This window comes from Acidovorax sp. HMWF018, assembly GCF_003061035.1.
In the GTDB taxonomy this organism is placed as follows: Bacteria; Pseudomonadota; Gammaproteobacteria; order Burkholderiales; family Burkholderiaceae_C; genus Acidovorax; species Acidovorax delafieldii.
Genome location: NZ_QAIM01000653.1, coordinates 1 through 11,560, shown reverse-complemented (window position 1 = coordinate 11,560; position 11,560 = coordinate 1). Strand labels below are relative to the sequence as shown.

11 protein-coding genes are annotated in these 11,560 nt (G+C 64.8%); 3 read left to right on the top strand and 8 right to left on the bottom strand.

Annotated features, from left to right (window positions below):
• Positions 1-627, top strand: a 627-nt coding sequence (locus tag DBR23_RS27370; protein WP_233250784.1) for a symmetrical bis(5'-nucleosyl)-tetraphosphatase, incomplete at its 5' end; no start/stop codon positions are given.
• An 84-nt stretch (positions 628-711) separates the two neighbouring features.
• Here the strand turns inward: DBR23_RS27370 and DBR23_RS27365 are convergent.
• The 3 genes from DBR23_RS27365 to DBR23_RS27355 form a co-directional block, all read right to left on the bottom strand.
• Positions 712-2,193, bottom strand: coding sequence for a DEAD/DEAH box helicase (locus tag DBR23_RS27365; RefSeq protein ID WP_108500158.1), 1,482 nt, complete (start codon positions 2,191-2,193; stop codon positions 712-714).
• 351 nt (positions 2,194-2,544) lie between these two features.
• Positions 2,545-5,064 carry an ABC transporter permease gene (locus DBR23_RS27360; RefSeq protein ID WP_056058640.1) on the bottom strand — a complete coding sequence of 840 codons (2,520 nt, stop codon included), beginning with the start codon at positions 5,062-5,064 and terminating at the stop codon, positions 2,545-2,547.
• A gap of 65 nt (positions 5,065-5,129) precedes the next feature.
• Positions 5,130-6,830, bottom strand: a complete 1,701-nt coding sequence (locus tag DBR23_RS27355; RefSeq protein ID WP_108500157.1) for a C13 family peptidase — start codon at positions 6,828-6,830, stop codon at positions 5,130-5,132.
• A 406-nt stretch (positions 6,831-7,236) separates the two neighbouring features.
• Here DBR23_RS27355 and DBR23_RS27350 point away from each other — a divergent pair, with 406 nt between their 5' ends.
• Both DBR23_RS27350 and DBR23_RS27345 read left to right on the top strand, forming a co-directional pair.
• Positions 7,237-7,476, top strand: a complete 240-nt coding sequence (locus DBR23_RS27350; RefSeq protein ID WP_192420591.1) for a hypothetical protein — start codon at positions 7,237-7,239, stop codon at positions 7,474-7,476.
• A gap of 117 nt (positions 7,477-7,593) precedes the next feature.
• Positions 7,594-7,944 (top strand): RNA-binding protein, encoded by a 351-nt coding sequence (locus DBR23_RS27345; RefSeq protein ID WP_056058635.1) that lies wholly within the window; start codon positions 7,594-7,596, stop codon positions 7,942-7,944.
• A 200-nt stretch (positions 7,945-8,144) separates the two neighbouring features.
• On the opposite strand, the gene DBR23_RS27340 is transcribed toward DBR23_RS27345, so the two are convergent.
• From DBR23_RS27340 to DBR23_RS27320, 5 genes are all read right to left on the bottom strand, one after another.
• Positions 8,145-9,092, bottom strand: a complete 948-nt coding sequence (locus DBR23_RS27340) for a formate dehydrogenase accessory sulfurtransferase FdhD (protein ID WP_108500156.1) — start codon at positions 9,090-9,092, stop codon at positions 8,145-8,147.
• A 208-nt stretch (positions 9,093-9,300) separates the two neighbouring features.
• Complete coding sequence (locus tag DBR23_RS27335) at positions 9,301-9,693, bottom strand: hypothetical protein (protein ID WP_056058628.1); 393 nt, start codon at positions 9,691-9,693, stop codon at positions 9,301-9,303.
• 11 nt (positions 9,694-9,704) lie between these two features.
• Complete coding sequence (locus DBR23_RS27330; protein ID WP_108500155.1) at positions 9,705-10,925, bottom strand: formate dehydrogenase subunit gamma; 1,221 nt, start codon at positions 10,923-10,925, stop codon at positions 9,705-9,707.
• Between the two features lie 8 nt (positions 10,926-10,933).
• On the bottom strand, positions 10,934-11,176 hold the full coding sequence (locus DBR23_RS27325) for a hypothetical protein (protein WP_056058622.1): 243 nt from the start codon (positions 11,174-11,176) through the stop codon (positions 10,934-10,936).
• Positions 11,173-11,560: 4Fe-4S dicluster domain-containing protein (locus DBR23_RS27320; protein WP_146191469.1), on the bottom strand; the 388-nt coding region annotated here is incomplete at its 5' end. The genes DBR23_RS27325 and DBR23_RS27320, both read right to left, overlap by 4 nt.

Sequence of the window (11,560 nt, the reverse complement as noted above, 5' to 3'; positions counted from 1 at the left end):
GCCGCACACGGCGCGCGCAAGCCCTCGCGCCGCGACACCCTGGCCTCGGTGCTCGACGCCCCGGACCGCAGCGCTTTGCTCGAATGGCTATGCCACCAGCCATTGGCGCGGGCCCACGAGCATGCCGGCCAGACCCTGCTGATGGTGCATGCGGGCGTGGTCCCCGCCTGGACCCCCACAGACACCCTGGAACGCGCGCAGGAGGTCCATGCCGTGTTGGGTAGCCCGGACCTGCCCGCCTTCTTGCACAGCATGTATGGCAACACGCCGGACCACTGGAGCGATACCCTCACAGGCACCGACCGGCTGCGCGTGATCGTGAACGCGCTGACGCGCATGCGCTTTTGCTCATCCGACGGTGTGATGGATTTTGAAAGCACCGAAAGTGCCAGCACTGCCCCAGAGGGCCTGATGCCCTGGTTTGATGTGCCAGGCCGGCGCACCGCTGGCACGCTGATGGCCTTTGGCCACTGGTCCACACTAGGCTGGCTCAACCGCAGCGAACTCCTGGGCCTGGATACCGGCTGTGTATGGGGAGGGTGCCTGAGTGCCGTGCGTTTCGGCGCGACACTGGCTGACCGCGAGCTGCTGCAGGTGCATTGCGAACAGGCGCAGCAGCCGGGCTAAAGAGCTAGGGAACTGGGGATTGACCCGGGCAGTCAACGCGCCCGGGACGCACACTAGGGCAGCCAGCGCAAAGAGCGGCAGCCGTTACTGCGTGGAGGTCTCGGGTTGAACCGCCTTGAACAAGGCTGCCACCTTGCGCTTGGGCTTGATGTTGGCCGAAATGCTGCTGCGCGCAGGGGATTTGGCGGCGGCCTCCCAGGCGGGGGCGGTATCCGCACTGCTGGGTTCGTAAGGCTTTTCGAAGAAGGGATCGCGCGAGGCCACGGCAGGGCGGAAACCCCGGTGGTGTTCACGCGACTCGCGGGGTTCGCGGCGCTCGCTGCGTTCACGCACTGCCCCTGGAATCGCATCGCGCGGATCACCGGTCTCGCCTGCTTCACGCCATGCGCGGCGGCCGTCGTTGATGCGGCCGCGGGGGCGGTCTTCTTCGTATTCGATGGCTTCGAGATCGATCTTCTTCTTGATCAGCTTCTCAATGTCGGCCACCAGGCGGGCATCGCTGCCCGACACCAGCGTGACGGCCAGGCCGGACGCGCCCGCACGGCCCGTGCGGCCAATGCGGTGCACATAGTCTTCCGCATTGAAAGGCACGTCGAAGTTGAACACCGCAGGCACGTCCTTGATGTCCAGGCCGCGCGCAGCCACATCGGTACACACCAGCAGATCAACCTCGCCGCTCTTGAAGGCTTCCAGCGCCTTCAGTCGCTCGTCCTGGCTCTTGTCGCCGTGCAAGGCTGCGGTCTTAAGGCCCTCACGCTCCAGGCTGCGCGCCAAACGGGCGCATCCGAGCTTGCTGTTCACGAAGATGAAAGCCTGCTTGATGCCGCGCGTCTTGAGCACCTGGTGGATGGCTCGGCGCTTGTCGTCATCATTGGCGCTGTAAAAGCGCTGCTCCACCGTGGAGGCCGTCTCGTTCGGGCGGGCCACCTCAATGGTGATGGGGTTTTGCAGATAGCTGCTGGCCAGGCGCTTGATCTCGGGCGAGAAGGTGGCGCTGAACAGCAGCGTGGTGCGCTGCTTGGGCAGGTAGCTCAGGATGCGCTGCAGGTCGGGCAGAAAACCGATGTCCAGCATGCGGTCGGCCTCGTCGAGCACCACGTACTCCACCTGGTTGAGCACCGCATTCTTGGCCTCGATATGGTCGAGCAGGCGGCCCGGCGTAGCCACCAGCACTTCGACGCCTTTTTTCAGCTCGATGGTCTGGGGCTTCATGTCCATGCCGCCAAACACCACCGTGCTGCGCAGTTTGGTGTACTTGGCGTACAGCGCAATCTGCTGGGCCACCTGGTCGGCCAACTCACGGGTGGGCAACAGCACCAGAGCGCGCACAGGGTGGCGAGCGGGGGATGTGGAACTGCTCTCGTGCTTGAGCAGGCGCTGCAGCAAAGGCAGCGAGAACGCGGCGGTTTTGCCGGTGCCGGTCTGGGCTGCGCCCATCACGTCCTGGCCGGTGAGCACCACCGGGATGGCCTGCGCCTGGATGGGCGTCATGGACTCGTAGCCCATTTCGGCTACGGCGCGCGCCAGCGGCTCAGCCAGCGATAGATTGGAAAAGGAACTTGTCATTTAGCCCTCTATTGTCGCACCGGTGGCCCAAAAAGCGATTTTTCGGGCCCGGAGCAGCAAAAATGCAGTAGGCGCAGCCAGCGCATTGGCGATTATTCGCTATCTATTTGATAGCTATCAGCGCATATGAATCGGCGCTATCGTCTGTTTTTATTCAAACTCTGGGCCGGCGAGGCCAATGGCCGCAACACCTTGCGCCGCGTGCGGTCGTTGCATCGCGGGGCGAGCAATGTCCCGCAGCTGCCACGACAAACCCCCTCGGAAAGCGTTTGGCACCAGCGAAAGGCAGAGGGCGCTCGTGCGGACTCTCACCCTTTCCGGACGCAGTGCAGTGCGCCTGCTGCTGTCCAGCTACTCGGCAGACCGCCTGAGCGTGTCCACCACCGGGCGCAGCAGCACCTCGCGCAGACCCCACCAGCCTGCGGCCAGCGCCAGCACCGCGCCCGCGAGCGCACCGGCCAGCGGCACCCAGGGGGCGGCGGTCCAGGTGAAGTCAAACACATAACGCGCCAATGCCCAGCCCACGCCCACCGCCACCGCGCTGGCCAGAAAGCCCGCCAGCAGACCCACACCCACCAGCTCGGCCCGCTGCACCTGACGCAGCAGGCTGGCACGGGCCCCCACGGCACGCATGATGGCGTACTCGCGTGCGCGCTCTTCGCGGGTGGCCGTGACGGCGGCAAACAGCACCACCAGCCCAGCTGCGAGCGTGAAGGCAAACAAGAACTCCACCGCCCGGATCACCTGCTCCAGCACCCGCTGCACCTGGGCAATGGTGGCGCCCATGTCCACGTTGGTGATGTTGGGAAACTGGCGCACCAGCGCGTTATCGAAACCGTGGGTTTCTGGAGCGCGGTAGGCGGCCAGGTAGGTGACCGGGACATCCTTGACCTCCGCCACCGGGTACATCACAAAGAAGTTGGCGCGCATGGAGCCCCAGTCCACCTTGCGCAGGCTGGTGATGCGGGCCTCGTCCTGCACGCCGCCCATATCGAACTGCAAACGGTCACCCAGCTGCAGGCCCAGCGTCTGGGCAATACCTTCTTCCACGCTGATGGCGCCCTCCTCGCCGGGCGTCCAGCGCCCAGCCACCACCTGGTTGTGGGGCGGTGCCTCCACAGCGTTGGACAGGTTGAATTCTCGGTCCACCAGGCGCTTGGCGCGGTCGTCGGTGTAGTTGTCGGGTCCCACTGGCTTGCCGTTCACGGCCACCAGCCGGCCGCGGATCATGGGGTACCAGTCGTAGCGACCCACTCCGCTGTCCTTGAGCGTCTGCTGAAAGGCCTCCGACTGGTCAGGCATCACGTTGATGACAAAGCGGTTGGGGGCATCGGGCGGGGTCGCCTTGCGCCAGCTGCTGATGAGGTCGGTGCGCAGCAGCACCAGCAGCACCAGGGCCAGCAGACCCACCGCCAGGCTGCTGACCTGCACCACGGCATAGGCCGGGCGCGCAGAAATCTGCCGCGTGGCCAGCACGAGCCAGCGCGGTGCCGTGCTTTCGTTCACGCTCTTGCGGAGAAGCTTGACCGCCACCCATGACAGGCCTGCAAACAGCGCCACGGCGCCGGCAAAACCACCCACGGCAATCAGACCCAGCTTGATGTCGCTGCTGACAGCCAGCAACAGCGCGGCGAAGCCCGCAATGCCGATACCCAGCACTGCCAGCGATGCGGGCTTGAGCCCCCCCACATCACGCCGTATCACCCGCAATGGTGGCACCTGCGCCAGCTGCAGCACCGGCGGCAAGCCAAACGCAAACAGCAGCGTGAGCCCCATGCCCAGGCCAAACACCACCGGCCACAGGCTGGGCGAAGGCAAGGCCGATTCCACCAATCCCGCTAGTAGCAGCACAAACGCGTAATGCACCACATAGCCCAGCGCCACGCCCAAGGAGCTGGCAAACAGGCCGATCAGCGCGAACTCCGTGGTGTAGGCCCCAGCAATGGTGCGCTGGCTCTGCCCCAGCACACGCAGCATGGCCGAAGCGTCGAGGTGCTCCGCCGCAAAGCCGCGCGCGGCCAGCGCCACGGCCACGGCTGACAACAGTGCAGCCAGCAGCGCTACCAGGCTCAGGAATTTCTGCGCGCGGTCCAGCGTCTGGCGCATCTCGGGGCGGCCGCTTTCCAGCGACTCCACGCGCACGCCATGCACTTCGGGCTTCTTGGCCTCGACCACCGCCCAATCGTTGAACGCCTTGATGGCCGACGCCGGGCCGACCACGGCAAAGCGGTAGGTCAGGCGGCTGGCAGGTTGCACGAGCCCCGTGGCGGGCAGGTCGCGTTCGTTCACCATCACACGTGGTGCAAAGCTCATGAAGCCCGCCCCCCGGTCAGGCTCGATGACAATGATGCGCGCGATGCGCAGTTGCGCATCGCCCAGCAACAGCTTGTCGCCCATGGCGAGGTTGAGCGATTCGAGCAGTGGCGCGTCCACCCACACCTCGCCGGGCGCCGGGATGTCACGCGTCGGCTGCTCCAGCGCGCCGGGGGCATCTGCCACCGTGAGGCTGCCGCGCAGCGGGTAACCCTGCTGCACGCTCTTGAGTGCCACCAGCTTGCTGGCACCGCCCTGCGCATCGCTCGCGCGGCCCATGGTCGGAAAGCCCAGCGTGGTGACCGATTGCAACCCCAGCGCCTTGGCGCGCTCCACGAATGCCGCGGGCGTTGGGTTGTCGCTGGCCACGACTGCATCCCCCCCCAGCAGCTGCAGGGCATCGCGCTGCAGTCCGCCTTGCAGGCGATCGGCAAAAAAACCCACAGACGTGAGCGCGGCCACTGCCAGGGTGACCGCCACAATCAACAGGCGCAACTCGCCCGCGCGCAGGTCCCGGGCCAGGGTGCGCCAGCCAAGGCGCAGGAAAGACAGGTTCATGGGCAGACCTTAGCGCAAAGCGAACGGGCTGGCGGGCCGTGGGGTGTTAGAACGTGTTCAACGCATCAGGGCCGCGGGGATGGCGCTGTGGCGGTGTCGGTCGCCGCAGCTGTCGCCGGCACCGGACTCGGCGCTTCGGCCGCCGGCGCCGGGGCTGCGCTGGAGGCATTTGGTGCCTCCGTCTGCAGCCGCTGTTCCAGCGCCTGCAACACCGGGGCGATCTGTTGGCCCACGCGGATCTGCGGGTTCGAAAAGCCGTCGGCCTTGCCGGCCTCGACCTCACGCTGCTGAATCAGCGGCACAGCCTTGGCAAAGGCCTCGGTGAAGGAATGGGTCTGGCGCAGTTGTTCATGAAACACCGCGCGGCCAAAGAAAGTCAGCTCAGACAGCCTGCCGCAGCCATACGAGGTGTGGGTGGCGTCGGCCGCCGTCATGATCAGGGTGCTGTCGGTGGCCAGCGGTTCGATCCAGCCTCCCGAAAAGCAGGCAGACACTGCGATCACGCGGTTGCGGATACCCGATTCGTCCAGCGCTGCGCGCAGCATCTCCGGCGTCACCGGCGGCACCTGCAGCGGCCAGTGTGCGGCGGCCAGTTCATGGTTGCGTGCGCCATGCGAGGTCATGTAAATCACCAGCACATCATGCTCGCGATCCATGCGCGCGGCCAGCGCAGCAATGGCGCGTTGCAGATTCTCGGGCGTCGCCCAGGGGTGAGTCTCAGCAGTTTCAGCATGGTTGAGCAGGTGCAGAACCCGGCCCTGGGCGTCAAACCGCTCCTGCAGCAGCGTGTTGACCATCGTGCTTTCACGGCGGAACACGTTTTCATCCGCATAGGGCGCGAACACCAACCCATAGACATCCACAACGCCGGGGCGCTGAGGCAACAAAGCATCCACCTGCTGTTGCCACAGCAGCTGCTGGTTCTCAAAAAGGCCTTGCGATAGCGCCAGTTGCGCAGGCTCTGGAGGCTGTGCTCCGTCGGCGGACGCCGCCGACGCATCGGCCACCGCCAGGGCGTCTTCCTCCCAGGGCTGGTCCTGAAACTGCCACATGCCCACCCCGACCACCACAGCCATCGCCACGCCAAAGACCGCAGTGCGCACCCGCGATCGGATGAAGCGGGCACTCACCACCACCAACGTGGCCAGCACCCATACCGTGAGCACGCCGTAGGCCACCCAGAAAAGGATGCTCGCCATCGGCCCATTCCACAGTGCAGGTTGGTGAACCGCCAATCCCATCAGGACATAGAGCACCAGCAAAGGGCCCAAGGGCGCCCACGCCGACAGCACATACCACGCGGCCAGCCCGCCCGAAGGGCCGGGCACACCCAGCTCGGGCGCAGGGGTAGGAGCACGCTGTGCTGGCGCCATGGCCCACCAAGCCAGCCACAGCAGCACCAGGCTGCTCCACATGGGGGTGAGCCAGCCACGCATGCTGAACTGGGCCGGGCCCGCGACCTGTAACCGTGCAGCGCCCAACAGCAACGCGCCGCTGATCAACGACAACACCAGCAACTGCCAGGGCGTGGGTGCCGCAGCCCCTGTACGCGGTGCCAGAAACAGTGCAGCGCGCAGTCCTTCGCGCATCCAGCCCCACAGTGAAAGGCGCTCCGTGGCGGAAATCGCCCTGATGGCAGACGATGTGGGCAGGTCTTGCGGCGACCGGCTCAAAGGAACTTCAATTTCCGTGTGGGCCAGTTCTGGTCCCCACTGGCTGGGCAACGTGTCGGCCCAGGTGCTGCTGCTGGCGTTCAGGTCTTTCATGCGCGCATCATGCCATCGCGGGGTGGCGCCTTCTGTGGCCGCGGAATCCGTCGAAGCCAGGACGCAAGAGGCTTCAGGAACGGGCCAAAAGACGATGGAGAGCGATGCTTGAGCTCGCTATTGCGCCAGCGCCCATCGGCCTTCGCAGGCGGAAGCGAGGCACGGGCACCGTCTTTTTAAAACCAAAAATGATATTAAATAAAAATTAAATAACAAATCGCATATACTTCACTTCGTTGCAGTCACGGCTCTTGACGCCAGCAGTCACCGCAACGCCTGCCTCCCAGCGGTCTACCGCGCCGCGGCAGGCCGCTTTTTGCGACCTTGTCGCCCAGTGGGTCTGAAGAGCTGCAGCCCACCGAGTCCCTCGATGCTCACGCAGGTCGATGACGGCCTGCGGTCCCGAATGCACCAGATTTCAAATAACGCCATTTCCATGGGCCAGTACGTCGTTTCGCCCGCGACACACCCGACCGACTGCGGCCGCTTCCGCGCCTCCTTCTCGGTCCATCGTTCAAGTGGCAACGGCAGCTACTGCCGAGTGTTCCGTTTTGATAAAGCCTTTGCCTCGCGCGAAGCTGCCAGGCTCTTTGCCGTCACCCAGGGCTGGCTCCAAGCGTGCATGTCACATCCCCCTGTGTGCTGAAGCTCTGCTGACCGCAGGCTCCATGTCCTCATCCCAGTTGCTGTGGGCTCCAGCTCACAGTGCTGTACCCCAACGGTGCGCCCTTCGTTGCGTGCCATCCTTCAGAAAGGCTCTTCCATGAGCACCAAGATCTACGTGGGCAACCTGCCCTATTCCGTGACCGATTCCAGCCTGCAAAGCAACTTTGCCGAGTTCGGCAATGTGTCCTCCGCCAAGGTCATGATGGACCGCGAAACCGGTCGCTCCAAGGGCTTCGGCTTTGTGGAAATGGCGTCGGCCGAAGTGGCCCAAGCCGCCATCAGCGCGCTGCACGGCATGTCCGTCGATGGGCGCTCGATTGTGGTGAATCTGGCCCGCCCCCGTGAAGAAGGTGGCGGCGCAGGGGGCTACAGCGCCAATGGCTACAGTGCGAGCAAACGCTCGGACGTCGGCTATGGCACGGGTGGCTACGGCGGCGGCCGCTATTGAGCCCTGTGGCTCATGAGAAAAGCCGGCTCGCTGTAGCCGGCTTTTTTTCGTCTCGCCCCATGCCTTTGCATGGGCCGCAGGCCAAGGCGGGCCGAAGGTGCTCGACGCCGCGTCGATGGCCGACTCAAAGACTAGGTCGAGCGGCAACGGCCCGAGCACCAACCCGTCTGCGCGGGCGCAAACCATTGAGCGCTGCCACCTCACACTTCACCTGCAGCCCGGGCGGGGGGTACCACCGGTGCCTGGGCCAGTTCTGGCTGCAGCAATAGGCGGTGCGTAGCGCTGTAGCACACAAACCGGCGGTTGGTGGCGCGCCCGATGGCGCACAGGCCCAGCTGCTGGGCCACGGCGTGGCCCATTTGGGTCATGCCGCTGCGAGACACCACAATGGGCACCCCCATCTGCGCCGACTTGATGACCATCTCGCTGGTGAGGCGGCCGGTGGTGTAGAACACCTTGTCTGCCCCCGACATGGGAGAGGTTGCGGGGTCTCCTGCACAGTCGCTGGATGAGCACGTCTCAGGATTCATCCACATCCAACCTGCGATGGTGTCGATCGCATTGTGGCGGCCGACGTCTTCCACAAAAATCAGCAAGTCCTCCCCCTTGAACAGGGCACAGCCGTGCACCGAACCGGACGACTTGTAGGTGGTCTCCTTGAGGCGAATCGCGTTGACGATGCCGTACAGCTGGCCCTGGGTCAGGCGGGCGTCGGGCAACTGGATGCGGTCCACTTCGTCCATGAGCCCGCCAAACACGCTGCCCTGTCCGCAGCCCGTGGTGACGACCTTGCTGGCCGTGCGCTCTTCGATCCGTGCAATGCCATGGCGCGTGCGCACAGCGGCGGCGTGGACCTCCCAATCGACCGTGATCGATTCGATGTCGAACACCGATTCGACCAGCCGCTGGTTGCGCAGATAACCCAGCACCAGCAGCTCTGGTTGCGCGCCCAGTGTCATCAGCGTCACGAGCTCGCGCTTGTCCACATAAATCGTGAGCGGACGCTCGGCGGGGATCTGTACCTGCTCCCGTGCGCCCAGTTCGTTGACGACCTCCACTGCATGGGTCAGCGGGGCGTGGGCCTGCGTCAGGCGCGGCAGAGAGGGCGAGGACAAACCGGAAGGAGTGGACAAAGAACTGGAACTCATGGGGCAAATATACGCAGTGTGGTGCTACAGCGGTTAGCGCACGGGAATGAACCGCTGTGTGGCCCGGTCCGCTGCACCAAGGGGGCAGGCTGGTGCCGTATCGCTCTGCGAGTGCTGGCTCGGCGATGCACCTGGCACATCGCGCCCAGAAAAAAAGCCGCGCCCCACCAGGGAACGCGGCTTCGAGCACAGCGCGGCAGGGCGCGTGTCAGGACTTGGAGGCCGGTGCAGCTGCAGCGGCAGGTACCTGCGTGCTGGGAGGGCTGCTGGCTGTGCCAGGTGGCGAGTGTGCACCAGCAGCCTCTGCAGGCTTGGCCGCTGGCGGTGTGTAGGCGAAGGGACCAGGGTCCGTGCATGCAGCACCAGTAGCAGCCGCGGGTTTGGCCGAGGGCGTGGTCTTGCGGTAGTGCGCAGCCACCTTGTCTTGCGACAGGCACAACTTGTAGTTGTCCACCTTGCCAGCCCATGCAGCCTTGGCTGCCGCTTCGGCGGCCTTGGCGGCCGCCTCGGGGGACGGGGCCGGCAGCTTGGCGGATGCCACAGTGCATACGGCTGCCGCGCAAAGCGCCAGCAAAGAGGTGCGGATGCTTGATCTCGTCATGGAGTGGATCCTCATACCTGGGCGGGCTGCTGACCCGCAGATGCTGTTACGTCGGTCGCTGACTGGCTGGCGCTGCGCTGGCGCGGGATCTTGCCGGCCTGCACATCGTCGTACCACAGCTCATGGTGTTCCTTGGCCCAGCCCTCGCTCACATAGCCGGTGCGCATGGCCTTGTAGGCACCCTTCATGCCCACTGTGCCCATGTAGATATGACCACAGATGAGCGCCATCATCCAGATGGCCAAAGTGGCGTGGATCATGTGGGCGATCTGCATGTCGCCACGCACGTCGCCAAAGCCGGGGATGAGTTTGTCGAGCACCAGGCCAGTGGCCACCACAAAGATGCCGGGGATGGTGATGCCCCACCAGAACAGGCCCTTCTCGCCCGCATTGAAGCGGTGTGAGGGCACCTCGTGATTGCCCTTGCCCAGCATGCCGCCGCCCTTGGCCAACCAGACAAAGTCAGCGCGGTTGGCGATGTTGTCCTTGATGAAGGTAAGAATGATCACCAGCAGCGACACGGCAAACAACGGACCCACAAAGTTGTGAACGTTCTTGAGCGCATAGGTCAACCAGCCAAAAAGCGTGGTCCCCAGGATGGGCAACAGGAAGAACTTGCCAAACGCCATCACGATACCGGAGATGGCCAGCGCGACGAATGCAAACGCATTGGCCCAGTGGGCCGCGCGCTCGAACGGGGTGAAACGCTCGATGCGGCGGGGGCCGGTGCCGTCGGGATGCTCATGCCCCAGCGGGCCTTTCACAAAGTAGAAGATGCCCAAAGCCAGCAACACGATGGCAAACAGCGCCGCACCGTAGGGGATGATCCAGTGGTTGCGCACTTGCCGCCACGCCTCGCCCGCATTGGTGTAGCGCGAGCCGGGGTACTGCACAAAGCGCTGGATCAGGTTGCCCGCCTCGGGCGCCTGGGTCACAGGCAAGCTGCTGTAGCCTGTCACGCCCTGCCCCACCTGGCGCCACATGGGCGCGTTGTTGCCGGGCTGCACCTTCATGCGCTCGCCATTGGTCTGTTCCGCGTATTTGGGATCAGCGCTGGCGTCGGGTTTGACCTGAAAGATATTCTGGCTTTGCACACCTCCCACCGCAGCCGGTGCAGCCGTGGCTGCAGGAGCTGTTGCAGACGCGTCGGGCGCAGCAGGCGGCGTCTGGGCGCCAGCCAGCCCACAGACCAGACTGGCCGCCAAGGCCATGGACCACACGACGTATTTCATGGTGGACCTCACTTCGCCTGGGTGCGGGTGTATTCGTTCTGGCCGTACTGCTGGCGCGCTTTCAACTGCGCTTCCCAGCTGGTTTTGTCGCCGGCTTTCCAGCCAGGCTGCGTGAAGTTGCTGCCGGTGCCGGCGTAAGACGGAGCATCGCTGCGAATGCCCGCGCCGGTCTGCGGTTTCTCGCCGCAGCCCGTCAATGCCAGGGCGGCCACCGCAGCGGCCAAGGTCATGTGTATGGTGCGCTGCATCATGACTTGCCTCCTGCAGGCTGACCTGCCTGTTGTGAGCCGTAGGCCGTGCCCCAGCCCCACACTTCGGCGCCCTTGCCACGCTGCACCACGCGGTTGCGGAAGATATCCGCCACCACATCGCCGTCACCGGCCAGCAGGGCTTTGGTAGAACACATTTCTGCGCAGGCGGGCAACTTGCCTTCGGCCAGGCGATTGCGGCCGTATTTTTCAAACTCGGCCTGGCTGCCATGGGTTTCAGGACCACCGGCGCAGAAGGTGCACTTGTCCATCTTGCCCCGTACACCAAAGGTGCCGGACGATGGGAACTGCGGCGCGCCAAACGGGCAGGCATAACTGCAGTAGCCGCAGCCAATGCACACGTCCTTGTCGTGCAACACCACACCC